A 23,747-nucleotide genomic window follows, 5' to 3' on the forward strand; every position below is an offset into this window, starting at 1 on the left:
CGGTCGACGCCTGGAACGGTACTAGCCCACCGGCAACCACTTCTCGAGTCGCGGGCTGAACTCCCCGAGCATCCGGGCGTCCTCCTCGGTGAACGCGTCGCTCGCGAGCAGCGTGAGCAGGTAGGTGCCGATGACGACGGCCGGGAGCGCGACGACGACGAGGAGGTCCGACTCGAGGAGGTAGACGACCGGTGTGCCGGCGATCGCCGCGGGGACGCCCGCCGCGACGATCTTGCCGAACTCCCGGGTGAAGGGGTGGATCCCGTCGAGGTAGTAGATCTCGATCAGGGTGAGCGCCCCGACGAGAAAGAGCGCGGTCGCCGAACCGATCGCGGCCCCTTCGATGCCGACGATCGGCACCAGCGCCAGCGAGACGAGGAAGTTCGCGCCGAAGAGGACGAGCGTGTTCGCAAAGACCATCCGCGAGTAGCCCATCCCCTGCAGCAAGGAGCCGTCCGGGCCGCCGAAGGTGACGTTGAAGAGGAAGGCAGCGGCGAGCAACGCGACGACGGCGCTGGCTTCGGCGTACTGGGGGGTATACAGCACCGAGAGGTACGAACTGGCTCCCAGCGAGACGACGATCGCGATCGGCAGCGTGATCCCGGCGATCCACCTGGCCATCGTCCGGAACCGCGCCTGGACGAGTTCGACGTCCTCGCGGGTCTCGGCGATCAGCGGCTTGAACACCGGCGACAGCGAGTTGAAAATGATCATCAGCCCCGACCCGAGCATGTAGCCGACCCGGTAGATGCCGACGTCGTCCGACGAGAGGTAAAAGCCCAGCACGAAGTAGTCGACGTGGCCCATCAGGACGAAGACGACGCTCGTCATCGCCAGCGGCACGGAGTAGGTGACGAGGGGTTTCGGGGCGACCAGCTCGAGGTCGGCGGTCAGGAGATCCCAGGCCTTGTAGGTGAAGACCGCCGCGCCGATCGAGATCGCGACGAAGAGGCCGACGACGTAGCCGACGATGAGTCCGAGCAGCCCGTAGCCGATCAGCAGGAGGCCCGCCGTGATGCTAAACCGGACGATCGGGCGAACGAGGTCCCGCATGATGACCCGGTACTGTAGCTTCTTGATGCTGTAGTAGGAGGTCAGGAGGACGTTGTAGATCGCCAGCATCGGGATCGTCACCGACAGGAGCAACAGCGCGACCTCCATCGACGGCTCCCGGAAGAAGTCGCCGACGAACCCCGCGCTCGCCGCCAGTGCGAACGCCACCAGCGACGAGGTCACGAGTACCGTCGCGGTGACCTGGACGATCACCCCCTTGGCCTTCCCCCGTTCTTCGTCGGCGAGGTACTGGGGGACGAAGTAGTCGATTGCCAGGGGGAGCCCGAGGTTGGCGAACACCTGCATGAAGAGGATAACCGAGGTCGCGAGGACGAACAGGCCGTAGACCGAGGGGCTGACGAACCGGGTCATCAGCATGACGATCCCGAAGCCGAGGATCCCATTGACCACGTTCCCGACGAACGTGATGCTTCCCTGTTTCGCCAGCGTCGAGACACCTTCGTCGTGATCGGTCATGGGGTTCGCCTGTCTTCGTCCGGTTCGGCCTCGAGTCCGGTGCGGGAGCGAAGCCGGGAGCGAACCGCGGCCGCGACCGGAACCGGAACGGCCTCCGTCCAGGCGGGTGTCCCGGCTTCCCCCGCTTGCTTGTATCCCACGCTCACACGCCCGTCGCCGGTTCCAGTTCGTATCGTTCGACCTCGGCGGCCCGCTCCCCGAAGTGGGGGAATTCGACCTCGACCGCCCACTCTTCACCCGAACTGACGTCCCCGTCGACGTTCTCGATAACGCTCTCGAGTTCCTCGTCGTCCGGCCCGAAGAACGTCGCCCGGATCTCGATGTAGGTCAGCGTCCGGTCGCCGACGTTCCTGACGATCCCCCAGACGGCGACACGTTCGTCTTCGGTCCCGGGATCGTCCCGGACGAGGTCGTGCCAGACGATCTCGACGTCGCCCGGGTCGGTGATCTCCTCGCCGTCGTCGTCGAGGTACTCGAGGCACCCGGCGCCGACCCCGGCCGCCAGCGGGCCGAGCGCGAGCGGGAGGAACGCACGACGGTGCATCGATCCCGTATTGGCGGGGACGAGTCTTGAGCGTTCGGGAGGGAAACGAAGGCCCGGGGCACGTCTCGGGTCCGATCGGGGCCCGGTGTCCGGGACGGATACGCATATCCATCCGGCCACCCAAGGGACGGCACATGGATTCATCGCCGGAGATTCTGTTGACCAACGACGACGGGATCGACGCGCCCGGCATTCGGGCGCTGTACGACGCGCTCTCGGAGGTCGGTTCGGTGACGGTCGTGGCCCCGGACCGGAACCGAAGCGCGGTCGGCCGGGCGCTGACCTACGGCCGGACGAGCGACGACGGGGAAAGGGACGAGGACAGGGACTGGAACGCGGACGGGAACGCGAACACGGATGTGGACGCGGACTCCCCATCGAACTCCCGCGACACGAACGCCGACGCAGCCGCGACCGCCTCGAGGGACGGCGGATTCGCCGTCGACATCCCCGCGGACTCGTTTACCTCTCCGGTCCCCCACGTCGACCACGAACTCGGCTACGCGGTCGACGGCACCCCCTGTGACTGCGCCATCGTCGGCGTCAACGCCATCGAGCCGAACCCCGATATCGTGGTCTCGGGCTGTAACGCGGGTGCCAACCTCGGCGCGTACGTTCTCTCCCGGTCGGGCACCGTCAGCGCGGCGATGGAGGCCGCGTTCCTCGGCGTTCCCTCGATCGCCGTCTCGATGGACACCCTCGGCTACGAGCGGGCGGGCGACAACCTCGAGTCCGACGGTGATCTCGAGCCCGTCGACTTCGAGCGCGCGGCGGCGGTCACCGCCTCGATCGTCGAGAGCGCGCCCGGAACCGGCCTCTTCGACCGCGTCGACTACCTCAACGTCAACGTCCCCCGGCCGGACCGCCCCATCGACGGCGTCTCGATCGTGCGCCCGACGGAGGTCTACGAGATGGACGCGACGATGGAGGACGGTCGCTTCCGGCTGACGAACCGCCTCTGGCAGCAGATGGCCAACCGGGACATCCCGGACCCACCGGACACCGACCGTCACGCCCTCCTCGGGGACGAACTGGCGATTTCGCCGCTGGTCGCGCCGTACGAACTCGTCGACTCGGAGCCGGTCCGGCGGCTCCTCGAGGACGCCGTGGCGCTTTGACCGGTCGACCCCGGAGGAAAACGCGTCGGTTTTACACGTCCGACGGCAACCGCCGGTATGGAGTGTCGCCACTGCGCGTCGCCGCTCGAGAAACCCGGGGACTTCTGTCTGGTCTGCCGGGAAACCAACACGGAAGCGGTGGTCCTCGAGGCGGCGCGCGACCGGGCGACGCTGACGATGCTCGCGGACGAGGACTGCGAGGAGCCGGTGCTGGGGAAGACGACGATCACGACGATGCCCGAGGAGGGCGACAACGAGGTCGTCGAACTCCGGAACTTCGCGGGGCTGATCGGCGACGAGATCCGGCGGAAACGCCCCGAAGAGGTCTACGCCGGCGGTGACCGGGCGGTGATCCGCGCCGTCCGCGAGGAGGTTCACCACCCATTCTATCGCGTCGACGACGAAGAGCCTGTCCAGGCGGTCCGCGATCGGCGGGGGAACCGGGCGCTCGACGTGGTCGACACCCCGCCGACGGAGAAGATCGGCGGCAGCCACTCGACGCTGATCGGCGGCCGGACGGGGATGCAGGCGATCCAGGCCGTCGCGGGCCACCCCCACGTCAAGAAGGTGATCCCCGGCCCGATCGACGCCGGCGGCAAGGGCTCCCAGTCCGGCCTGCGCGCGAAGGTCACCCGGGCCGACGACGGCGGTAACGTTCGCATGCTCTTGCGGGACGGCTCGAGCGTTCAGGAGAACCGGGTCGTGACGACGGCTCGAGATCGGGAGATGGGCGAACGGATCCGGGAGGACCTCAACGACGTGCTGTCGGAGGCGGACTTCCAGTAGCGTCGGCCGTTCCGTTCGGTCTCCGGACGGACCGTACTCCGCTCGAGCCGTCTGGGCCTCCGTGTCCGAGGGACTCGATCGACGGCTACGCGCCGTCGGTGCCCCGGACTTCGACCGTCCGTTCGTCGCTCGCGAGCGCGCTCTCGACCCGGACAGGGAACGTCTGGTCGTTTTCCACGATCGCCGTCCGGAACCCCATCTCGAGGGTCGTCGTCCCGCCCGGACCGAGCCGAACCGTCGCGCCGTCTTCGACCGTCGGATCGTGGCCGACGACGAACTCGAACTCCCCGGTGACCGCGACGTCGCTCGCGTTCTCGACGACTGCCGTCACCGAGAGCCACTCGCCCGCGTCCACGGGATCGTTGCTCCCCGTAATCGTCACGTCGACCTCGAGGTCCTCGGTGCCGATCACCTCGACGTCCCGGACGGCCGCGTCGTCGCCGCTCTCGACCCGAGCGGGGAACGTCTGGGTTCGTCGGACGAGTGCCGTCTCGAACTCGAGGACCACCGTCCGCGTCTCGCCGCCGCCGACGGTCACCGTCTCGGTGTCGACGAGCGTCGGATCGTGACCGACGACGAGATCGACGTCCCGCGTCGCCGTCGACCGGGCGACGTTCTCGACCTCGGCGGTCACCTCGAGGACGTCGCCCGTGGCGACGGGATCGTTCGTGTCGAGGATGCGCACCAGCATCGGGGGCGCCTCGACGTACACGAAGACGGGGACTTCGTCGGCGTCTCCCTCCGTCTCGACCCGAACCGGGAACTCCTGGTCGTGCTCGACGAGGGCCGTCTCGAACTCGAGGATCACCGTCTCGGTCGCGCCCGGCTCGAGCGTCACCGTTCTCGTCTCGACGACCTCAGGGTCGTGGCCGACGACCAGCTGTACCTCGCGCGTCAACGTCGACGAGTGGGGGTTCTCGAGTTCGGCGGTCACCTCGAGGACCTCGCCCGTCCGGACCGGGGAGTTGGTCCCGGTGATCGTCACCGACGGCCCGACGTCCCCGGTACCGATCACCTCGACCGTCCGTTCGTCGGCGGCCTCCCCGATTTCGACCCGTGCGGGGAACGTCTGGGTTCGCCTGACCACCGCCGTTTCGAACTCGAGGTCGACGGTCTCGGTTTCGCCGCCGCCGACGGTTACCGATGCCCGGTCGACCAGCGTCGGATCGTGGCCGACGATCAACTCGGCGTCCCGGGTGATCGCCCCGTCCGTCCGGTTCTCGACCCGTGCGCTCACCTCGAGGACCTCCCCCGCGTCGACGGGGTCGTTCGTCTCCGTGATCGTCACGCCGAGTTCCGCGTCGGGGGCGTCGTCGACCCCGTCGATCACCCAGGGGCTCGCGGACGCGACGCTCCCGTTCTCGGCGACGACCCAGACGATGATCGGACAGCGGTGACAGGAACTCTCGAGTTCGTACGTTGCCGTATCCGTCGTTCCGCTCACTGGAGTGACGTCGAGGACGACGTCAGCGTGGCCGAGCCACCAGACGACCCGATCGAGCAGCCCGTCCGGGTGGGCCACGTCGAGTTGCAGTTCGGTCGGTTCGCCGCGGCTCACCTCGAGCGACTCCTCGTCGGGGCGGATCGCCTCGATCGACGGGGGTTCGACCCCGGTTTCGGCCACCTCGACCGACCACGTCGCCCGGCGGATCTCGTCTTCGTCCTCGAGGACGGCAACGGCGACCTCGTGTGTCCCCGGCGACTCGAACGACGTCCGCCAGAAGTCGGCCCCTTCCCGCTCGTAGTACGCGCCGTACCAGGGCCCCATCGACGCGCCCGCGTGCTCGCGGTCGACGAACCACTGCGATCGGCCGCCGTACCGCTCGACGTCCAGGACCTCGAACAGGAGCGACGTCTCCGGCCGTACCGAGAGATGCCGGTCCGGGCGGGTCCGATCGGGGTGTAAGGGATCGACCGCGAGCACGACGGCCGTCCGCTCGTCGGCGTCGCCGCCGTTCTCGACTGCGGCCCCTACCGTCACTTCGTCGTCCGACTCGACGGGGTAGGTTCGAAACCGGATGGGATCGATCGTCTTGCTTTCGCCCGCCTCGACCGTCGTCCGGATCGTCCACCGGTACTCGCCCTCGTACGAGAACTCGATCCCCGGTCTGGCCCGCGTCGGTCCGACGTTCTCGACCTCGACCGCCGCCTCCAGCAGCGAACCGCCACGAACCGGGGCGTTCGTCTCGAGAATGCGTACTTCGACGTCGCTTCCGTCCCCGTCCCCGTCCCCGTCGTCGTGGTCGTCGGTACGGACGTCTCGTACCGAACGCTCGCGTTCGATCGCTTCCCTCCCGTCCGCCAGTGTCGCCACCAGACTCCCCCCAGTAGCGAGATATCTCCGGCGCCGCATAGTCTGCATACCACGGCTCGAGTCATAATACGGTGTCACGCACGCGAGTGATTGTCATTCGTTGTCACTAATCGATGCGGACAACGAAACCCCGGCTCAGGCCGACGCGGGTGGATCCGTCGCCGGCCGTGGCGGTCACGAGTTTCTGGAAGTGACACCCTCTGCTGGTTGTCCCGGGCTTATCCGCGCGTCCGTAATGAGATGTAATTAGTCATGCTCGAGCGACCGGACGCCGTCCTGGCTGCGATCCCGTTGCTCGCCCTCAGCGGACTCGCCCTCCGATCGCTGATCGCGACGACCGGCGTCGCTACCGGGTTGCTCGCCGCCCCGCTGGCCCCGGCCGGCTACCTGGCCGCGCTCGCGCTCGTCTTCCGGGAGTTGCTCGTCGGCCCGGTCGGCCGGTCGGCGTGACCGCCGCGTTCCCCGTCGGGCCGATACGACTCAACAGGTTTAATAATCCGCTGGGGATAGCTACCCCTACTATGAGCGACAAAGGAAACGTCGGCAGTGCGGGCCGCTTCGGCGCACGCTACGGTCGCGTCGCCCGACGTCGGGTCAGCGAGATCGAAGACGACATGGAGAACGCCCAGCTCGACGGCGACGACGTCACTCGCGTCGGGACCGGCATCTGGAAGAACGAGGAGACCGGCGAGGTCTTCACCGGCGGCGCGTACCGTCCGGAGACCCCCGCCGGCCGTACCGTCCAGCGCTCGATCCGCGCCGCACTGGCCGAGGACGACGAATAACGAGCGATACGAATCAGTATTCGCATGAGCTACAAGTGCTCCCGCTGTAAACGCGACGTCCAGCTCGACGAGTACGGCGGCGTCCGCTGTCCGTACTGCGGACACCGCGTACTCCTGAAAGAACGCAGCCGCGACGTCAAGGAAGTCGACGTCCAGTAACGCAACGGTGTCTTCTCACGGCGCGACGCTCGAGTTCGACTACGACTCGACGTCCCGTGCGCGCCTCGTCGCCGACAGCGTCGCTCGCGAGATCGGCGAGATCGACGACGAGCGCTCGCGGACGACTATCGATCGGACCGGCGCGACGATCGTCCTCGAGATCGACGCCGAGGACGTCGTCGCCCTTCGTGCGGCGTTGAACACCTGGTTTTCGCTTGTCGACGTCGCGGAGCGGACGGCCGAGGTCGGGGACGCGGTCGTTTCGGAGCGGGACTGAACGCGTCGTCTCGTCGAAACACGCTGACTCGCGCAGGAGGCGGCCGTCAGCCGAACGACCCCAGCGACGACTGGAGCTCCCGGTCCGTCTCCCCGTCCTCGAGTTCGTAGCCGACCAGATCGCGCATGTCGACCGCGTAGGTCGTCCCGCCGTTCTCGAGGACGAGCAGCCGGCCCTTGACGCCGACGACGGTTCCGCTCGCGATCGTCTCCCGGACGGGACGGGTCTCGAGGTCGATCCCGTAGTCGAACGCGAACTTCTCGTGGACGCCGCGCTCGAGGTCCTCGGCGGCGGGATCGAACTCGAAGTCGATTTCGGCGTCGGCGACGAACCCCGCTAACTCCGCGAGCGTCGACTCCCAGGCGTCCACGTCGACCTCGTTCGCGAGCGCGGCGACCTTCGGCCCGGTCCGGACCCTGTCGGTGAGCAGGCGTGCGATTTCGGCCTCGATCTCGCGGGCGATCCGGCCGTTCGAGACCGTATAGAGGTGGGCCGCCCGGTCGGCCCCCTGTTCGCGGAGCCGCGTCTCGAGTCGCCACTCGCGGGTGACGCCCACTTTGAACGTCTCCGGGGCGAATGCCGCGAGATAGACCGCGTGGTCCTCGTAGCAGTCCATCTCCGCTTTCAGGCAGGTGCCGGTACAGCGGGCACAGATCCAGGTGTCCGTGTGGTACTCGCAGTAGGGCGCGCTCGGGCGATCGCAGGCGACGTGGTCGCCGTCGTCGATCGTCCCGGCACAGCGACGAGTACCCAGCGAGTACGAGAGGCGATCGCCGGCGGCCAGTTCGCGCCGGTCGACGGGCGTCGCGTTGCCGTCGGTGTTTCCGTCGCCGACCTCGCCGGCGACCAACAGCGCCGACCCCCGGCCGCTCGGCTCGTATCCGACCAGTTGCACGTGTACGTCTCGTTCCCGGGTTGGGGGTCGGAACGGATATACCGTTCGACGCCGGCCGGAGGAAGAACTATCCACCGTACCCTCGAAGGGGCGAACAGCTATGACACTCGAGGGCACGCTCGAGGCGGACGTATCGACCGACGGCGTCGACGACACCGTCGCGTTCGAGTTCACGGTGACGAACGCGGGATCGACCCCCGAAGAACTCCAGTTCGCCGACGCAGCCAAGGCCGAGTTCGTCGTCGAGGACGAGGGGCGCGAGGTCTGGCGGTACACGGACGGCCGCGCGTTCACACAGATGATCAGTTCCGAGCGGCTCGCACCCGACGAGACGGCCACCTACGGGGCCGAGTGGCCCGACCCCATCCCGGGAGACTACACCGCCGTCGCGGAACTGCGGGCACGGGAAACGAGTTGCGAGGCCCGGACCGACTTTACGGTCCCGGAGTGAGGAAACGATATTCGGCAGGGCCTATAAGCGGCCGCCGTCCCAACCCGCCCGTATGCAAGCGCTGGTCGTCGCGGCCCACGGGTCGCACCTCAATCCGGACGCTTCCGATCCCGCGTACACCCACGCGGACGCCGTCCGCGACCGGGAGCGGTTCGACGAGGTCCGGGAAGCGTTCTGGAAGGAAGAGCCACACTTCCGCGAGGTGCTTCGCACCCTCGAGTCGGACGAGGTCTTCGTCGTCCCGCTGTTTATCAGCGAGGGGTACTTCACCGAGCGGGTGATCCCCCGCGAGCTCCGGCTCGAGGGGTGGGACCCCGACCTGTGGGATTCCGACGGGACGAGCGCAACCCATGCGACGCTCGAGGCGGAAGACGTCGAGAAGACGGTTCACTACTGCGGTCCGGTCGGGACCCACGATGCGATGACCGACGTGATCGTTCGACGGGCGGAGTCGGTGACGGGCGACCCCGGGGTCGGCGAGGGATTCGGCCTCGCGGTCGTCGGCCACGGCACCGAGCGAAACGAGAACTCGGCGAAGGCGATCGAGTACCACGCGGACCGCGTTCGCGACCGGGAGCGGTTCGACGAGGTCCGGGCGCTGTTCATGGACGAGGAGCCCGAAGTCGACGACGTCACCGACTACTTCGAGAGCCGGGACGTCGTCCTCGTACCGCTGTTCGTCGCAGACGGCTATCACACCCGGGAGGACATCCCTGAGGACGTGGGCCTGACCGACGACTACCGGCGCGGCTGGGACGTCCCGGTCGACGTCGACGGCCACCGGATCTGGTACGCGGGCGCGGTCGGCACCGAGGGGTTGCTGGCCGACGTGCTCCTCGAGCGGGCGATCGACGCCGGGGCCGACGTCGACGTCGATATCGACGCGGCGGTGGATCCGGACCCGGATGCGGACTCGGACCCGACCGCGGAGGGCGCCGGTACGCCCCCGGAGTCAGAGCCAGAGCCGGAGCCGGAGTCGGAGTCGGGGAAAGAACGGACGCTCGAGGCCGGAGGTGAGGATGCATGACCGCGTCCGAGCCGCGGTTCGAGGCGACGCTCGATCCCGGCGCCCTCGAGTCGCTACTCGCCCGAATCGACCCCAATGGTGTCGACTTCGACGGGCTACGACTCGAGCCTGCGACCGCTGAAACGTACGATCTCGTCACGCCAAAGACGCAACGAGGGGGCGTCTCTCCGGCGGACCTCGCCGACGCCGAGCCGCCCGTGACGGCCTACCTCACCAACTGGCGCTACTGGCAGGACGTCGACGGCGAGGGGACCGCTCGCCGGGCCTTCCTGCGCTGGTGCGAGCGCGCGCCCCTCGCGGCGGCCGAGACGGAAACCACTCCCCAGGACGACCGCGAGCCGCTGCCGGTCCCGGAGCGATACGCCGCGCTCGAGGACGGGATCGACCGCGAGTGGGGGCAGTTGCGGATCACGGTGCGGTTGACCGACGACCCCGAAACCGCGCCCGGCGAGCGCGTCTACGACCTTACCCACCGCGCGGACGCCGACCGCGACCTCGCCGACCTCGAGATCCAGGACGGGCCACGGGACGCCCGTCGGATCGCGACCGAGGACGACGACGGACGGTACCGGCCGCTGAAGACCGCGCCGACGCTCGTCTCCGGATGGGCCTTCGTCGGCCTCTCCGGCGCAGAACTCGTCGAGACGGTCGATACCGTCTACCCGGCGACGATCGCCAACTGGCACCGCGAACTGCGCGGCGACCTCGACGTCGACCACTGGCGGGAGACGGCCGACAGACAGACCGGCATGTACGCCGACGTCGCCGACCTCCCGCGGGAGGCCGTCGAGTGGATGGCCGAAGCCTGCTGCGTCGACTCCCAGTGTCTCAAGCGCCGCGAGTGGGAGTACGCGCCCGAGGACGAACTCGCCGTCGACGGCGGCGACGGCCCGTTCCCCTGTCGGGAACCCTGCTCGCTCGTCGTCGCCGCGGCGCGGACGTGGACCGACCTCGAGCGGGAACCCGAACGCACGTACGAACTCGAGTTGACGCCGAGCGAGGCCCGGCAACTCGAGGCCCTGATCGACGCGGTCGCGGAGGGTCGAACCGACGAGATCCGGGAGGCCGACGTCGCGGACGGCGCGAACCGCTACCGGGCGCGGTACCTCCGGGCGAAACGGTTCGACGAGGACGGACTCGAGTTAGCGGATACCTCGTCCTCCGGCCCGAAGGGAGACTAGCGCGACTCAGCGACTACGATCATTCCGCGTTTCGAACGGGACGACTTATCCCGAGAGCAGAAGGAACCCGGCCACGAGAACGCCGGCGACGACCACGGCCAGCCCGATCGTCGCTGCCAGCCCGCCGATCGTCATCGCGGTCATCGTGGCGATAGCGACCGCGACGAGGCCGAGCGCGCCGACCGCGATCGTGCCGGGGTCGATCCCGCTCCCGGCAGCTAGGCGCTCGACGAGCGACGGATCGGGCTCCGTCTTCGAGGGCTCCGCGAGCGTCTCGTCGACGTCGATCTCGGGGGGGCCGGGTCGCACGATCACGTCGATCGCTACCGACTCCGATCCGTAGCCGGTCAGCACCTCCAGGCGACCCTCGATCGGCCCCTCGAGATCGATGTCGGGCTGGAGGGCGATCGGAACCGTCGTGACGTCGCCCGGTTCGACGTAGTAGTTCGGTTGGTCGATCGGGGCGACGCGAGCGAGATCTCCGTCGAGTCGACAGTGGACGTGCGCGGGGGTTTCGTGCCCCCGGAGAATCAGCGTTCCCGACCGTGCCCCCTCGAACTCGAGGGTGGGGTCGGGAGACGCGGCTGCGGACGCGGGCTCGGTGTCGGTCGCCGTGTCGTCGCCGGTGGCTTCGACCTCGAGCGAGTCGCTCCGGCCCCGGTTGACGTGGACGGTGATCTCGTTGGTCGACACGGTGGGTCGGTGATATCGGTTCCGCGTTCGGTGTCGGCGCGATACTGGACTGGCTGCGGCCGGCCGACTACGCGGGCGTTTCTTCGCGCATGTCCGGCGGCAGCAGGTTCGGAATGCCGTCCTCGATCGGGTACCGCTCGCCACACTCCGTACAGACGAGCGTGCCGGAGACGACCTCGTCTTCGTCTGCGTCCTCGTCGTCGGCGTACTCGGCGTCCTCGAGTTCGAGTTCGTGTTTATCGAGCGGACAGCGGAGGATCTCAAGCAACGACTCCTTCATAGTACGAAGGGTGGCCGCCTCCAGCAAAAGGTTTCGGGAATGCGACGGTACCGCGGTCCGTCGATCGGGCCGGATCGGTCGGCCGACGATCCGAACCGTCCCGATCCGGATGCCACGGGAAGGCGGGCGTTACTCGTAGGGGTCCTCGACGACGACCGTCTCCTCGCGACCGGGGCCGACCCCGACCGCGTAGATCGGCGTGTCGAGTTCGTCGGCGAGGTACTCGAGGTAGGTCCGGGCGTTCTCCGGAATCGCGTCGTACCCGTCCTCGGCGACTGCCTCCCAGTCGACCTCGGGCCAGCCGTCGAAGCTGCGGAAGTTGGCCTCGCACTCGCCCCACTGCTCGGTGGTCGAGGGTATCGTGAAGATTTCCTCGCCCTCGTGGTCGTAGCTGTGGCCGACCTTCACCTCGTCGAGCCCCGCAAGGACGTCGATGTGGTTGACGGCGAGCCCGGTAAAGCCGTTCACGCGGGCGGAGTGACGAAGCATCGGCATGTCGAGCCAGCCGACGCGGCGGGGACGGCCCGTGACGGTGCCGTACTCGCCGCCCTCCTCGCGGATGTACGTCGCCAGTTCCTCGTTTTCGCCGTCGCCCTGTTCGTCGTAGCCCGGCGTGTCGCCAACGACGCCGCCGAGTTCGGTCGGGAGCGGACCGCTGCCGACGCGAGTGAGGTAGGCCTTGACGATTCCGATGACTTCACCGTCGGCGATGACACCGGGGCTGAGTCCCGTTCCGACGGCCGCGCCGCCCGCGGTCGGGTTCGAGGACGTGACGTAGGGGTAGTTGCCGTGGTCGATGTCGATGATGGTCCCCTGCGCGCCCTCGAACATGACGGTCTGCCCGTCGGCCATCGCGTCCGTGAGGAACGTACTGGCGTTGACGGTCATCTCTTCCTCCTCGAGGCGCTGGCCGAACTCGCGGAACTCCTCGAAGAGCGCGTCGACGTCGAACGCGTCGGGATCATCGAGGTCCTCGACGGCGATGTCGTAGACGTCCTCGACGAGCGCCCGCTTCTGGGGGACGACGTACTCGAGGCGCTCCCGGAGCACGTCGGGGTCGAGCAGGTCGCCGATCCGGACCCCGCGGCGGCCGGCCTTGTCCTCGTAGGTCGGGCCGATACCGCGGCCGGTGGTGCCGACCTCCTGGTCGGACTCGCTTTTGACGTCTTCCTCGATGCCGTCGAGCACGCGGTGGAACGGCAGGATGACGTGGGCCCGTTCCGCGACTCGAACGTCCGGATCGAGGCCCTTCTCCTGGAGCGTAGAGATCTCGTCGAAGAGGGTTCGCGGGTTGATCACGCAGCCGTTGCCGAGCACGCCGATCTTGCCGCGAACGGCCCCCGAGGGAACGAGCGATAGCTTGTACGTCTCGCCGTCGTGGACGACGGTGTGTCCAGCGTTGTCGCCGCCCTGATACCGGGCGACGACGTCGGCAGCGTCGCCGTACAGGTCGACGACGCCACCCTTGCCTTCGTCGCCGAGTTGCGACCCGACGATTGTGACGGTCATAACAGCGGCGGATTCTTGCCGGGCCGATAAACAGATTACGGTATTGGCGGCACCCTGCCCGCGTCGGAGATCCCGACGCCGTCCGGGATCGAATCCTCTTTATCCGCTGGGTCCCTCCCCTCGAGTGACACGCAGCAGTCCCGCTTGACAGCCGTCGTCACCGGTCGAGCGGCCGACCTCCGACACGTTTCTCGGATTCGGATCGCAGTCTCCCGTCTCTCAACTCGAAACTCCTCAAAATCGGCGTCGGACCGGCCTCCGCAACCCGAAGCGTTAACTACTCGCAAGAACTATCTTCGGGTTGAGAGTGGTCGACCTGTTTCTGCGAGAGTAACCTTTAAAGGGTACAAAGACAAGTTAACAAATGCCATGATAGATAGACTTGAGAAGGAAGTCGATATGCTAGAACGGCATCTGCAGGTCCTGAAGATGGTCATCGAGAACGAGCCGATCGGGATCGTCAAAATGTCGAACGAGACCGGCTACCCCCACCACAAGGTTCGCTACTCCCTCCGCGTCCTCGAAGAAGAAAACCTCATCGAGCCCTCCAGCCAGGGTGCGATCAAAACCGAGCGCACCGCCGAATTCGTCGACGAACTCGACGGCAAACTCGACGACATCATCGACAAACTCGACGGAATGAAGATCGAGGACGTCCCCGAAGTCGAAAACTAACGCCGACTATCGGACCGACTCGCAGTCGATATCCACCTCCACCGATCGCCCGGAGCGACGCCGACGTGGGGTATCGACTGACCGTTTTTCTGTTCTCCTTCGTCGAATACGCGATCCCACACCAGTTCCGACTGGCGAGGGCAATCGTAACGTAACTGGACAGTCACAGGATCCGCTGTCGACTCGGCACCTACCTGACGCGTCTCGAGAGCGTCTCGACTCGAACACGACCCGAAATCGTGGACCGTGATCCCCCTTACAGTTCGGGGACGTTCATGTGGAACCCTTCCGACCGGGACTCTACCAGACAGAGGTGGTACCCCTGCTTGCGCGAGAGGTTGACGTAACTCAGCTTCGAGCCGCGGCTGAGGAATCCGCTGCTGGTCGCCTGTTCCGTGACCTCGAGCGCCCCCGGTTCGAAGTAACTCGAGGTAACGGCGATGGCGGCCGCGAGGTCGGGGTAGTTGGCCTTGACCGCCGAGGCCGCTTCCTCCAGTTCGGCGAGCGCGGACTCGGTCACCGGGTCGCGGGAGTCGTTGAGCGTCGCGGCCACGAGCGGGTTCCCCCGTTTGTCGAACGCGACGACGTCGAACGTCACTCGATCGGGAACGTCCTCGGTGTCGTCGTCCTCGAGCGAGATAGTGGCGTCCAGTTCCGCGCGGTCGATCCGCGGGATTGCGTCGTAGAGGTCGGCGAGCCCGTTGGCGTGGCCCGTATCGCGGATCTCGTAGAGCGCCCGCTCCGTGAGCCACTCGACGAACCGGTAGGCCATCGACGAGGTGAGAAACTCCTCGTAGGACTGGCCGTCGACCGCGACCTCGCTGGCGTCGAACTCCGTATGGTGCTCGAGCCGCAGGTTCGTCGCGACGTCGCCCCGGTCGGCCTGGCCGTCGTGGGCCGTCTCGAGGGTCGGCTGGCTCTTCGAATCGTACCGGACGAAGAGGTTCGTGCCGGAGAGCGCCCGTGATGGGGCGAGGTCGGTCGCGAAGGACTCGGTTCCGGCCTCTTGCATGCCGCCATCGCGTGCCCGCTCGAGTTCGGTCTCCAGTTCGTCGATGCGGGACTGGAGGCGGTCGACCTGTGCCGACAGTTCCTCGTTTTCCTCGCGGAGCTTGTCCCGTTCGGCAGCCAGTTCCTTGGCCTTCGACTCGACTGCGTCGCGGCGCTGCTCGAGTTCCTCGACGCGCTGGGCCAACTGATTGACGCGTTCGCTTTTCCCGTCGGCGGTCGTCCCGGATCGCCGTCTACTCTCGGTGTTACGGGACCCGGCCTGGGGGTCGGTTGGGTCGCGAGGTGTGCTGGATGGGGATGCCGACCCTGATCCTGCTCCTGCTCCGGAACTGGAACTGGAACCGGAACCGGAACCGGAACCGGAGCCAGCGTTGCGGGCCGACGGCGAGTTCCCGCCCGCGGCCGCACCTGCGCCAGCGCCAGCGCCGGCACTCGCGTTCGAGGCGGCTCCCGACGCGGCGCTCGAGGCTCCCGACTCGTCTGTGGTCTTCTCCGGATCGATCGACGGAATGCTCCTGGTCTCGCGCCACTGTTCTTCCTCCTCGAACCGTTCCTCGAGGTCGTCCTCCGTCTGCTCGTCGCCGGTCCGGTCGGGTGTGGCGGGCGGTTCCGGTTCTGGCTCCGCGTCTTCCTCGTCCTCGGCAGTCCAGGAAATCCCGCTCTGATCGAGCTGTTCGGCTGCGGCTTCGACCGCTTCGGGGTCGGGGGAGCCGGTCGAGGTTGAAGTCGACGCGCTCGCGGGCTCGGAACTCGAGTCGGGTGTCGACTCCGTTGCCTGCTCGGGCGTGGACGGCTCGGCTTCCTCGATCGACGCGTCGGCGTCGGTATCGGCGGGCGGGGCGGGAATGGCGGTGTCGTCCTCGACCGCGGAGTCACCCGACGACTCGCCGTCGGTGATACCGCGGGACCCACCCTCGAGATCGTCGGCATCGTCAGTCGTGATCCCGGACGGATCCGTGCTCGCGTCCGTCTCGGAGGTGTCGGACTCCTCGAGCGTGACGTCGAACGTGCTGGACTCGTCGGCTCCCGCCTCGATGCCGGCTCCGGGATCGACGTCGGCCCCGCTCGGGTCGCCGCTCGAGACGTCGATCTGCTCGATCGCGGACTCCGTGGGGTCGGTTCCGGGTTCGGACTGGGTCCGGCCGGCGTCCGGTTCCGTCGCGGTCGATTCCGTTCCGGATCCCGCCGTTCCCTCGTCGGGTTCCTCCTCGCCTGGAACGTCGGTCACCTCGATGTCGACGTCGGTCACCTCGTAGATGCCGACCTCGTCGGCCGCGCGTTCGAACGCCTCCTCGCCCGTGACGAGCCGTTCGGCGTTGCCGATGTAGGCGGCGGCCATCCGGCGACCGCCGTAGTAAACCGCGTAGTAGTCGCCGCTGAGAACGTTCTCGCTCAGTTCGATGTACCCGGTGAACGACCCGTCCTGGAGGGTGCTATCGACCTCTTTCAGGGGCGTGTCGTTGGTGTAGTACTTGGCCCGCGTGTCGCCGCCGCGTTCTTCCATCGTACACAGCAGCGGCAGCGACGGATGCGGTGCCTGATAGAGCGTGCCGGACGCGTTCCGGAAGTCCTCGATGTCGCCGTCGAACACGCCGACGATACGGCCGTTGAGCAGAAAGAGCCAGGTGCCCGCCGCGGTAACCGCCCCCGAGAAGTCGTCGGCGGCGAGATCGGAGAGACCATCGTAACCGCCGCTGAACGGGCGAGAATCCCACTGCTCGACGCGTTCTTGCGTGCGTGGGTCCATAATTTAACAAGCGGTAACCCCACCAAATACGTTTCGCCTAGATCTTCGACTCGGCGTCCTCGGCCAGCTCCTTCATCCGCTTGCCGATCCGGCCGGCACTCGAGAACTCGTCCTCGCTCATTCCCTTCGCGAGGGCGTTACCGAGGACGAACACGGCGTGTTTGTGTTCGCTCTTCGATTTGTGGACGTGGGAGGGGTCGACGTCGAGCTGGTGGTACGGGTCGAACAGTTCCTCGTCGACGTCCTCCCGCTGGGAGAAGTACTCCATGATGACGACGAGTTCTTCGTGAAGCTCGAGAAGTTCGTCCTTGTGCATGTCCGCGCATACGGACGGTCGGGGCTTAAGGGTTGTGTGGCCCTCAGTCGCAAAACCGGCGTGGACGGGTCCCTCGAAGGCTGACGGCGATTTCGAGCGTTCGTCAGCGTCGGCCCGACGACAGCGGTTCAGCCCCGCTGCCGGGGGGCGATTCAGCGTCGATCACGACTGCCACCATGGACGACCCGAGGAATCGAGAAGCGCGCAACGGCAGAAACGGGCGATGGGGTGGCGACGGCCTCCAGCGAGGGGACTCGAGGCGTGGCACGGTAGCGCGGTCGAACGGGACCGATCAGTCGTCCGCGACGGTCACGTCCCGGTTTCGCTGGCCGGCCGGGAACCACGCGAGTTCGTGGTCGGCGGTCACGCGAACGGCGACGCGCTCGTCGAGGTCGATCCGGTCGGAGTGGTTGTGCATGCACTCGATCGTTTCCCCGGAGTCGAGTTCGACGCGGTACAGCACCGTCGGGCCGAGATACCGGCGGTAGACGACGCGCCCGTTCGTCTCGCCGTCGTCGGCCGGGAACGCGGTCACGTCGTCGGGGCGGACGAGCAGGTCGATCTTGCTGCCGTCGTACTGGTGGGCGAGGCCGTTGACGTCGTCCCGGAGCACGCGACCGATTGCCGTCCGGACCTGATCGCCCTGTACCTCACCCGAGAGGAAACTCGCGTGTCCCAGAAAGCCCGCGACGAACCGCGACTTTGGCTGCTGGAAGACGCGCTCGGGCGTATCTACCTGTTCGATGTTCCCGTCGTTCATCACGGCAACGCGGTCCGAGATGGAGAGGGCCTCCTCCTGGTCGTGCGTGACCGAGACGGCGGTGACGCCGGTTTCCTTGATGATCCGGCGGACCTCTTCGCGCATCTCGACCCGGAGGTCGACATCGAGGTTCGAGAACGGTTCGTCGAGCAAGAGCATCTCCGGTTCGGGTGCCAGCGAACGGGCGAGCGCGATCCGCTGTTGCTGGCCGCCGGAGAGTTCGTCGGGGTAGTCCTCGTCGTGTTCCGAGAGCCCGACCAGTTCGAGCAGTTCGTCCACGCGGGCGTCCCGTTCCTCCTGGCTCCAGTCCTGCAGGCCGAATGCGATGTTCTCGCGCGCGGTGAGGTGGGGAAACAGCGCGAACTCCTGGAAGACGACGCCGACGCCCCGATCCTCCGGCGGGACGAACCGGCCGTTGCCGGCGACCGAGTCGTGACGGAGGGTGATCCGGCCGGCGTTCGGTTTCTCGAGGCCGGCGATCAGCCGCAGCGTGGTCGTTTTACCGCAGCCTGACGGGCCGAGGAGGGTCAGAATTTCGCCGTCGTGGACGGACAGCGACAGCTCCGAGATAACCTCTTCGGCCCCGTACTGCTTGGCGACGTCCTCGAGTTCCAGCACGACGTCTCCCGTCGCTTCTGGGGTCGCCGTCGATTCGTCGGCGGCCGTCGTCAGTAGTTGCCCGTTCGCCATGGTCGACTCCGGCGTCTGCCGGCGTACATAGGTTTAGGGACGCCTAAAACACTTATAGTTGCCGGTCCGTTCCAGCCACCTGGGAACACGAACGAAGACTCAGAGTTCGACGCCGCTGGGGATCAGGCTGTGCTGGCGGAGCAGGCTCCCCTCGTCGTCGTAGACGAGAAACGTCCGTTTGTCGTAAGTGACGTAGGGTTCCCCGTCGAGAGTGATCTCGACCTCGTACCGCCCGTCGTCGTCGTTGGCGGCCTCGCCATAGCCGCGGGCCGCGCGGATGAACTTCAGGACGTCGTCGGCCGCTTCGTTGAGTTCGAGGATGAATTCGCCAGTGATCCGGTTCGTCACGCTCACGACGCCGCGGGCGTCGTCGCCGAGCGGGTCCTGAAGCCGCAGGGCGACGTCCGTCTCCCCGGCCTCGAGGACGTCGCCGTCGGTCCCCGTAAGGCGCTCGCGGAGCATCGTCGCCGGGCCGGTAAAGTCGATCGATACCGAGGGTTTGCAAGGCTCGTCGTCGGTGTCGACCCACTCGACGTTATCGACGTCTAGCGTGAAGTGCTCGCGCCTCATTCCGTGGTTCGTAGTTAGTCCTCCCAGCGTATGAACGTAACGCACGACGGATCGTCGAAACGAACCGCCTGCACGCGGAAACGGACCATCGACGGACTCGCCCCTCGGCGCGTGGCCGCCTGTTTTAAGACCGTCCGCTCGAGATAGTCGGTGACACGAGCGGCAGCTACGATGACTGACCAGCGCGAACCGGACGGGGGAGCGGGGGGAGACCGACCCGAAGCGGGTGTCGGGAGTGACACCGAAGCCCGCGCGGACGTCAGCGCCACGGACGACGCGGCTGTGGTGCCCGATGCTGCCGACACCGACACCAACGCCGACGGCAACGCCAACGGCAACAGCGACGGCGACGCCGACGCCGACGGTCGGCAAGCCAGCGATAGGGTCTGGCCCGACTCAGATGGCTCCACCCTCGAGGCCGAGACCGCCGAGACCGCCACGGGCGAGAACGGGACGGACTCGCTGTTCGCGACCGCCCGCCGGACGATCCGGCGCGTCCTCGAGACGATCCGCGGCTCGAGCATCGAGGTCGTCGACTACGACCCGAGCGTCCACGGCTCGCTGGTCTCGTTCGACGGGGAAGACGGAATCGAGGAGGTCGATCGCTACTGGGTTAACGCGCCGTTTTCCTTCGTTACGATCGGCTACGATGCGGAACGCAACCAGCACCGGTACCGGACCGTCGAGCCGACCCTGACCGCGGAGGAACGGGTCCTGATCGAGACGCTCCAGGACGACGTTCGGGATCCGCTGTTGTATCGGGAGGCCGACGGCGACGACGTCGAGTCGATCCTTCAGGAGACGATCCGAGAGTACCTGGAACGGTACGGGGCCGAGGTCGACGTCGCGACGTTCTACCGCCTGTTCTACTACATCCACCGCGATTTCCGGGGGTACGGCCGACTCGATCCGATCATGCACGACCCCCGCGTCGAGGACGTCTCCTGTGACGGCTACGACCTGCCGATCTTCGTCTACCACGAGGAGTACACCGACGTCGCGACGAACGTCGACTTCGAGAAGGAGGCGCTCGACCGGTTCGTCGTCCGACTCGCCCAGCATTCCGGCCGGCACATCTCGATCGGCGACCCGATGGTCGAGACCACGCTTCCGGACGGTTCGCGCGCGGAACTCGCACTCGGCGAGGAAGTCACTCCACGGGGGTCGGCGTTTACCATCCGAAAATACGCGGACGAGCCGTTCACCCCGATCGACCTGCTCGAGTACGGAACCTTCAGCGTCGAACAGATGGCCTACCTCTGGCTGGCGATCGAGCACAACAAGAGCCTGATCTTCGCGGGCGGGACGGCCTCGGGGAAAACGACGAGTATGAACGCCATCTCGATGTTCATTCCGCCCCGTTCGAAGGTGCTGACGATCGAGGACACCCGTGAACTCCAGTTGTACCACGATAACTGGCTCTCCTCGGTCACCCGCGAGCGCCTTCACGAGGGGAAAGACGTCACGATGTACGACCTGCTGCGGTCGGCGTTGCGCCATCGCCCCGAGTACATCGTCGTCGGCGAGGTCCGTGGCGAGGAGGCGATCACCCTCTTCCAGGCGATGAACACCGGCCACACCACCTACTCGACGATGCACGCCGACTCGGTCCAGACGGTGATCAACCGCCTCGAGAACGAGCCGATCAACGTCCCGCGACCGATGGTCCAGAGCCTCGACATCCTCTCGGTCCAGACGCTCACCAGGCTCGACGACGGTCGCGTCCGGCGCAACAAGGTAATCGCCGAGATCGAAGGCATCGACCAGCGGACCGGTGAACTCGACTACTCGACGGCCTACACCTGGGACGGCGAGACCGACACCTTCCGGTCGAGCGGTAGCCACGTCCTGACCGAGATCCGGGACGAACGGGGCTGGTCCCAGAGCGAGTTGCTGACGGAACTGCGGAACCGGAAACGGTTCCTCGAGTACCTGTGGGACAACGGGATCACCGACTACCGGCGGTTCACGGCGCTGGTCAACGAGTACTACGCGGACAAGGAGCGCGTCCTCGAGACGATCGAGGCCGAGGAGGCCGACGCCGACGCCGACGCCAAGGACGAGGACCAGGATAACCCGGAGAACCGCCGCGTGACGATCGACGACATCACCTCGAGCCGTGACGGGGGCGCTACCGGGAACGAAACCGAAACCGAAACCGAAACGGAAACGGAAACCGACGGCGGCACCGCCGACACGGACGCCGACGCCGCCGACCGCGGGGACGGCCGACGACGATGAGCCCCGTGCTCGCGAACGCCGTTCCGCTGGCTTTCGCCTTGCTCCTGTGTGCGGCCCTCGCCCTCGGGACGGTCCACAGCGGGTTCGATCGTCTCGTCACCCGGACCTCGATCCGGTTGTTCGGCGACTACGTCGACGAGTTCCGGGGCGAACATCCCGACAGACAGTCGGCGCTGCGGGCCGCGCAGTTCCCGGTCACCTACCGGGAGTACGGCTCGAAGACGGTGCTGTACGCGGCGACCCTCGCGCTCGTTGGGGCGATCCTCGGTATCTACGCCATCTGGGGTCTGCTCCGACTGCTCGCGATCGACCCCGAAATGATGCGCGAGGCGCTGCCGGGCGCCCTCGAGTTCCTGGCGAATCTGGGGGGCGTCCCGACGCTATCGGCGGGCGAACTGTTCGTCCTCGTGCTCGTCTCTTCGCTGACGGTCGGGGCGCTTTCGGGGACCGCGACCTACTGGCTGCGCTGGTGGTATCCCGGGTACGTCGCCGACGAACGGGCCAGGCGGATCGAGACTGCGCTGCCCTCGACGGTCGCGTTCGTCTACGCCCTCTCGAAGAGCGGCATGGAGTTCCCGAAGGTGGTCCGGATCGTCGCCGCCCAGGAGGACACGTACGGCGAGGCCGCCGCCGAGTTCGAGATCGCGGTCCGGAACATGGACACCTTCGGGATGGACCTCGTCAGTGCCCTCCAGGAGATGGGGCGGCGTACCCCCAGCCCACAGTTTCAGGAGTTCACCGAGAACCTCGTCAGCGTCCTCCAGAGCGGACACAGCCTCTCGTCGTTCCTCGAGCGCCAGTACCACGACTACCAGGAGGAGTCCGAGTCACAGCAGGAGTCGACCATCGAACTGCTCGGGACGCTCGCCGAGGCCTACGTGACGGTCCTCGTCGCCGGTCCGCTCTTTCTCATTACGATCCTCGTGGTCATCGGAATCGCCGTCGGCAACACGATCACCCCGCTCCGGGCGCTGATCTACCTGATTCTGCCGTTCGCTAACTTCGGGTTCATCGTCTACCTGAGCATGGTGACCGAGTCGGTGGTACCGGGTTCGGGTTCGGGTTCGGGTTCGGGTTCGGGTTCGGGATCGAGTGCGGACGATGACGACGACGTCGCTTCCCGTCCGGCCGCCGGCACGGACTCGAGGCGAGCCACAGGTGGACGAACCGATGGCGGTTCGACGGTCGGGGACGACGATGGGAGAACGGACACCGTCTCCGCAAACGTCGAGCGCGTCCGCTACTACCGCCACGTAGACCGAGTCCGGCAGCAACTCGGACGCCCGGTCGAAACCCTGCTCGAGCGGCCGAACATGGCGATCGCCGTGTCCGCACCGGTCGCGCTCGCGGCGGTGCTCCGGAAACTTCCCGCGGCGTTCGTCGGGGAGGGCTTCGATCCGACGGTCGTCGACGATACGATCGCGGTCGGTGCGTTCGGGGTATTGACCGTCTTCGCGATCTGTTACGAACTCCACCGGCGACGGATCAACGCGATCGAGGCCGCCGTCCCGGACCTGCTCGATCGACTCGCGAGCGTCAACGAGGCAGGGATGTCCGTCGTCTCCGCGTTCGACAAGGTCCGAGAGTCCGATCTCGGGCCGCTAGGAACCGAACTGGATCGCGTCTGGGCCGACGTCCAGTGGGGCTCAGATCTCCAGACCTCCCTCCGGCGGTTCGAGACCCGCGTTCGAACCCGAGCGACCTCGCGGGTCGTAACCCTGTTGACGGAGGCGATGAACGCGAGCGGCAACCTCTCGACGGTGCTTCGGATCGCCGCTCGCCAGGCCGCGGCCGACCGTCGGCTCAAGCGGGAGCGAAAGCAGGCGATGATGGAGTACACGATCGTCGTCTACGTCTCGTTTTTCGTCTTCCTCTTTATCATCGCCGTGCTCGCGGGCTACCTGCTGCCGAACCTGCCGACCGAGGGCGTCGATGCGGCGAGCGGAGGCCCGGAGGTCGACGGCCTCGGCGGCCTCTCCGAGGATGCGGCGACGACCTACAGCACCCTCTTCTACCACGCGACCCTCGTCCAGGGGCTACTGTCCGGGTTGATCGCCGGCCAACTGAGCACCGGCGACGTTCGGGCCGGCGCGAAACACGCTGCGGTCATGATCGCGCTGACGGTCGTGCTGTTCACGTTCCTCGGATAGCTCCCGTCGTCGCCTACCGCGAACCCTTTTTACGTGTA

General features: G+C 67.0%; 24 protein-coding genes. 12 read left to right on the top strand and 12 right to left on the bottom strand.

The window, feature by feature from the left end:
* Nucleotides 1-21: 21 nt before the first annotated feature.
* Genes CHINAEXTREME_RS19795 through CHINAEXTREME_RS19800 form a run of 3 tightly spaced genes read right to left on the bottom strand, consistent with a single transcriptional unit; the run spans nt 22 to nt 2,074 of the window.
* Nucleotides 22-1,530: a flippase gene (locus tag CHINAEXTREME_RS19795; RefSeq protein ID WP_007140495.1), complete on the bottom strand. Its 1,509-nt coding sequence runs from the start codon at nt 1,528-1,530 to the stop codon at nt 22-24.
* Nucleotides 1,527-1,670: a hypothetical protein gene (locus tag CHINAEXTREME_RS21605; RefSeq protein ID WP_156875550.1), complete on the bottom strand. Its 144-nt coding sequence runs from the start codon at nt 1,668-1,670 to the stop codon at nt 1,527-1,529. The genes CHINAEXTREME_RS19795 and CHINAEXTREME_RS21605 overlap by 4 nt, the downstream gene beginning before the upstream one ends.
* A 2-nt stretch (nt 1,671-1,672) precedes the next feature.
* Nucleotides 1,673-2,074 (bottom strand): FxLYD domain-containing protein, encoded by a 402-nt coding sequence (locus tag CHINAEXTREME_RS19800; RefSeq protein WP_007140494.1) that lies wholly within the window; start codon nt 2,072-2,074, stop codon nt 1,673-1,675.
* Nucleotides 2,075-2,208: 134 nt separating this feature from the next.
* On the opposite strand from CHINAEXTREME_RS19800, the gene surE reads away from it, so the two are divergent.
* Complete coding sequence (gene surE, locus CHINAEXTREME_RS19805; protein WP_007140493.1) at nt 2,209-3,192, top strand: 5'/3'-nucleotidase SurE; 984 nt, start codon at nt 2,209-2,211, stop codon at nt 3,190-3,192.
* Between the two features lie 57 nt (nt 3,193-3,249).
* A complete protein-coding gene (locus CHINAEXTREME_RS19810) occupies nt 3,250-3,978 on the top strand; it encodes a DUF2103 domain-containing protein (protein ID WP_007140492.1) in 729 nt (242 codons plus the stop codon).
* A gap of 85 nt (nt 3,979-4,063) precedes the next feature.
* Here CHINAEXTREME_RS19810 and CHINAEXTREME_RS19815 read toward each other — a convergent pair whose 3' ends face one another.
* Nucleotides 4,064-6,331: a COG1361 family protein gene (locus CHINAEXTREME_RS19815; RefSeq protein WP_238593326.1), complete on the bottom strand. Its 2,268-nt coding sequence runs from the start codon at nt 6,329-6,331 to the stop codon at nt 4,064-4,066.
* A 213-nt stretch (nt 6,332-6,544) separates the two neighbouring features.
* Between CHINAEXTREME_RS19815 and CHINAEXTREME_RS19820 the strand changes: the two genes are divergently transcribed.
* The 4 genes from CHINAEXTREME_RS19820 (at nt 6,545) to CHINAEXTREME_RS19835 (ending at nt 7,513) form a co-directional block, all read left to right on the top strand.
* Nucleotides 6,545-6,742 (top strand): hypothetical protein, encoded by a 198-nt coding sequence (locus tag CHINAEXTREME_RS19820; RefSeq protein ID WP_007140490.1) that lies wholly within the window; start codon nt 6,545-6,547, stop codon nt 6,740-6,742.
* A 71-nt stretch (nt 6,743-6,813) separates the two neighbouring features.
* A complete protein-coding gene (locus CHINAEXTREME_RS19825; protein ID WP_007140489.1) occupies nt 6,814-7,077 on the top strand; it encodes an eL43 family ribosomal protein in 264 nt (87 codons plus the stop codon).
* Nucleotides 7,078-7,101: 24 nt separating this feature from the next.
* Nucleotides 7,102-7,236 (top strand): DNA-directed RNA polymerase subunit P, encoded by a 135-nt coding sequence (locus CHINAEXTREME_RS19830; RefSeq protein ID WP_006181151.1) that lies wholly within the window; start codon nt 7,102-7,104, stop codon nt 7,234-7,236.
* A gap of 7 nt (nt 7,237-7,243) precedes the next feature.
* The gene (locus CHINAEXTREME_RS19835) at nt 7,244-7,513 is read left to right on the top strand and encodes a KEOPS complex subunit Pcc1 (protein WP_007140488.1); all 270 of its coding nucleotides are present in this window, start codon (nt 7,244-7,246) and stop codon (nt 7,511-7,513) included.
* 46 nt (nt 7,514-7,559) lie between these two features.
* Here the strand turns inward: CHINAEXTREME_RS19835 and CHINAEXTREME_RS19840 are convergent, their stop codons facing one another.
* Complete coding sequence (locus CHINAEXTREME_RS19840) at nt 7,560-8,408, bottom strand: DUF2797 domain-containing protein (RefSeq protein ID WP_007140487.1); 849 nt, start codon at nt 8,406-8,408, stop codon at nt 7,560-7,562.
* 100 nt (nt 8,409-8,508) lie between these two features.
* Here CHINAEXTREME_RS19840 and CHINAEXTREME_RS19845 point away from each other — a divergent pair, with 100 nt between their 5' ends.
* The 3 genes from CHINAEXTREME_RS19845 to CHINAEXTREME_RS19855 are packed head-to-tail and all read left to right on the top strand — an operon-like array spanning nt 8,509 to nt 11,067.
* Nucleotides 8,509-8,859, top strand: coding sequence for a BsuPI-related putative proteinase inhibitor (locus tag CHINAEXTREME_RS19845; protein WP_007140486.1), 351 nt, complete (start codon nt 8,509-8,511; stop codon nt 8,857-8,859).
* A 52-nt stretch (nt 8,860-8,911) separates the two neighbouring features.
* Nucleotides 8,912-9,886 carry a CbiX/SirB N-terminal domain-containing protein gene (locus tag CHINAEXTREME_RS19850; protein ID WP_007140485.1) on the top strand — a complete coding sequence of 325 codons (975 nt, stop codon included), beginning with the start codon at nt 8,912-8,914 and terminating at the stop codon, nt 9,884-9,886.
* Nucleotides 9,883-11,067, top strand: coding sequence for a DR2241 family protein (locus tag CHINAEXTREME_RS19855; protein ID WP_007140484.1), 1,185 nt, complete (start codon nt 9,883-9,885; stop codon nt 11,065-11,067). Before CHINAEXTREME_RS19850 ends, CHINAEXTREME_RS19855 begins: the two co-directional genes overlap by 4 nt.
* Nucleotides 11,068-11,112: 45 nt before the next feature.
* Here the strand turns inward: CHINAEXTREME_RS19855 and CHINAEXTREME_RS19860 are convergent, their stop codons facing one another.
* From CHINAEXTREME_RS19860 to CHINAEXTREME_RS19870, 3 genes are all read right to left on the bottom strand, one after another.
* Nucleotides 11,113-11,760, bottom strand: a complete 648-nt coding sequence (locus tag CHINAEXTREME_RS19860; protein ID WP_007140483.1) for a DUF7524 family protein — start codon at nt 11,758-11,760, stop codon at nt 11,113-11,115.
* A gap of 67 nt (nt 11,761-11,827) precedes the next feature.
* Entirely contained in the window at nt 11,828-12,040 is a 213-nt protein-coding gene (locus tag CHINAEXTREME_RS19865; protein WP_007140482.1) for a methytransferase partner Trm112, read from the bottom strand.
* 129 nt (nt 12,041-12,169) lie between these two features.
* Entirely contained in the window at nt 12,170-13,549 is a 1,380-nt protein-coding gene (locus tag CHINAEXTREME_RS19870) for an adenylosuccinate synthase (protein ID WP_007140481.1), read from the bottom strand.
* Nucleotides 13,550-13,918: 369 nt separating this feature from the next.
* On the opposite strand from CHINAEXTREME_RS19870, the gene CHINAEXTREME_RS19875 reads away from it, so the two are divergent.
* Entirely contained in the window at nt 13,919-14,224 is a 306-nt protein-coding gene (locus CHINAEXTREME_RS19875; protein ID WP_007140480.1) for a hypothetical protein, read from the top strand.
* A 256-nt stretch (nt 14,225-14,480) separates the two neighbouring features.
* Here the strand turns inward: CHINAEXTREME_RS19875 and CHINAEXTREME_RS19880 are convergent, their stop codons facing one another.
* From CHINAEXTREME_RS19880 to CHINAEXTREME_RS19895, 4 genes are all read right to left on the bottom strand, one after another.
* Nucleotides 14,481-16,982, bottom strand: a complete 2,502-nt coding sequence (locus CHINAEXTREME_RS19880) for a DUF7527 domain-containing protein (protein ID WP_007140479.1) — start codon at nt 16,980-16,982, stop codon at nt 14,481-14,483.
* Nucleotides 16,983-17,019: 37 nt separating this feature from the next.
* On the bottom strand, nt 17,020-17,298 hold the full coding sequence (locus tag CHINAEXTREME_RS19885; protein WP_007140478.1) for a UPF0058 family protein: 279 nt from the start codon (nt 17,296-17,298) through the stop codon (nt 17,020-17,022).
* Nucleotides 17,299-17,590: 292 nt separating this feature from the next.
* Nucleotides 17,591-18,748, bottom strand: coding sequence for an ABC transporter ATP-binding protein (locus tag CHINAEXTREME_RS19890; protein WP_007140477.1), 1,158 nt, complete (start codon nt 18,746-18,748; stop codon nt 17,591-17,593).
* 99 nt (nt 18,749-18,847) lie between these two features.
* The gene (locus tag CHINAEXTREME_RS19895; protein ID WP_007140476.1) at nt 18,848-19,318 is read right to left on the bottom strand and encodes a DUF5793 family protein; all 471 of its coding nucleotides are present in this window, start codon (nt 19,316-19,318) and stop codon (nt 18,848-18,850) included.
* Between the two features lie 171 nt (nt 19,319-19,489).
* On the opposite strand from CHINAEXTREME_RS19895, the gene CHINAEXTREME_RS19900 reads away from it, so the two are divergent.
* Both CHINAEXTREME_RS19900 and CHINAEXTREME_RS19905 read left to right on the top strand, forming a co-directional pair.
* The gene (locus tag CHINAEXTREME_RS19900) at nt 19,490-21,559 is read left to right on the top strand and encodes a type II/IV secretion system ATPase subunit (RefSeq protein WP_007140475.1); all 2,070 of its coding nucleotides are present in this window, start codon (nt 19,490-19,492) and stop codon (nt 21,557-21,559) included.
* The gene (locus CHINAEXTREME_RS19905) at nt 21,556-23,709 is read left to right on the top strand and encodes a type II secretion system F family protein (RefSeq protein WP_007140474.1); all 2,154 of its coding nucleotides are present in this window, start codon (nt 21,556-21,558) and stop codon (nt 23,707-23,709) included. The genes CHINAEXTREME_RS19900 and CHINAEXTREME_RS19905 overlap by 4 nt, the downstream gene beginning before the upstream one ends.
* Nucleotides 23,710-23,747 lie beyond the last annotated feature (38 nt).

This window comes from Halobiforma lacisalsi AJ5 (genome assembly GCF_000226975.2).
Lineage (GTDB): Archaea > Halobacteriota > Halobacteria > Halobacteriales > Natrialbaceae > Natronobacterium > Natronobacterium lacisalsi.

Coding starts and splice junctions, on each gene's coding strand:
- CHINAEXTREME_RS19795 (WP_007140495.1), bottom strand. CDS start 1,530: ATGACCGATCACGACGAAGGTGTCTCGACGCTGGCGAAACAGGGAAGC.
- CHINAEXTREME_RS19800 (WP_007140494.1), bottom strand. CDS start 2,074: ATGCACCGTCGTGCGTTCCTCCCGCTCGCGCTCGGCCCGCTGGCGGCC.
- surE (WP_007140493.1), top strand. CDS start 2,209: ATGGATTCATCGCCGGAGATTCTGTTGACCAACGACGACGGGATCGAC.
- CHINAEXTREME_RS19810 (WP_007140492.1), top strand. CDS start 3,250: ATGGAGTGTCGCCACTGCGCGTCGCCGCTCGAGAAACCCGGGGACTTC.
- CHINAEXTREME_RS19815 (WP_238593326.1), bottom strand. CDS start 6,331: ATGCGGCGCCGGAGATATCTCGCTACTGGGGGGAGTCTGGTGGCGACA.
- CHINAEXTREME_RS19820 (WP_007140490.1), top strand. CDS start 6,545: ATGCTCGAGCGACCGGACGCCGTCCTGGCTGCGATCCCGTTGCTCGCC.
- CHINAEXTREME_RS19825 (WP_007140489.1), top strand. CDS start 6,814: ATGAGCGACAAAGGAAACGTCGGCAGTGCGGGCCGCTTCGGCGCACGC.
- CHINAEXTREME_RS19830 (WP_006181151.1), top strand. CDS start 7,102: ATGAGCTACAAGTGCTCCCGCTGTAAACGCGACGTCCAGCTCGACGAG.
- CHINAEXTREME_RS19845 (WP_007140486.1), top strand. CDS start 8,509: ATGACACTCGAGGGCACGCTCGAGGCGGACGTATCGACCGACGGCGTC.
- CHINAEXTREME_RS19850 (WP_007140485.1), top strand. CDS start 8,912: ATGCAAGCGCTGGTCGTCGCGGCCCACGGGTCGCACCTCAATCCGGAC.
- CHINAEXTREME_RS19855 (WP_007140484.1), top strand. CDS start 9,883: ATGACCGCGTCCGAGCCGCGGTTCGAGGCGACGCTCGATCCCGGCGCC.
- CHINAEXTREME_RS19865 (WP_007140482.1), bottom strand. CDS start 12,040: ATGAAGGAGTCGTTGCTTGAGATCCTCCGCTGTCCGCTCGATAAACAC.
- CHINAEXTREME_RS19870 (WP_007140481.1), bottom strand. CDS start 13,549: ATGACCGTCACAATCGTCGGGTCGCAACTCGGCGACGAAGGCAAGGGT.
- CHINAEXTREME_RS19875 (WP_007140480.1), top strand. CDS start 13,919: ATGATAGATAGACTTGAGAAGGAAGTCGATATGCTAGAACGGCATCTG.
- CHINAEXTREME_RS19880 (WP_007140479.1), bottom strand. CDS start 16,982: ATGGACCCACGCACGCAAGAACGCGTCGAGCAGTGGGATTCTCGCCCG.
- CHINAEXTREME_RS19885 (WP_007140478.1), bottom strand. CDS start 17,298: ATGCACAAGGACGAACTTCTCGAGCTTCACGAAGAACTCGTCGTCATC.
- CHINAEXTREME_RS19890 (WP_007140477.1), bottom strand. CDS start 18,748: ATGGCGAACGGGCAACTACTGACGACGGCCGCCGACGAATCGACGGCG.
- CHINAEXTREME_RS19895 (WP_007140476.1), bottom strand. CDS start 19,318: ATGAGGCGCGAGCACTTCACGCTAGACGTCGATAACGTCGAGTGGGTC.
- CHINAEXTREME_RS19900 (WP_007140475.1), top strand. CDS start 19,490: ATGACTGACCAGCGCGAACCGGACGGGGGAGCGGGGGGAGACCGACCC.
- CHINAEXTREME_RS19905 (WP_007140474.1), top strand. CDS start 21,556: ATGAGCCCCGTGCTCGCGAACGCCGTTCCGCTGGCTTTCGCCTTGCTC.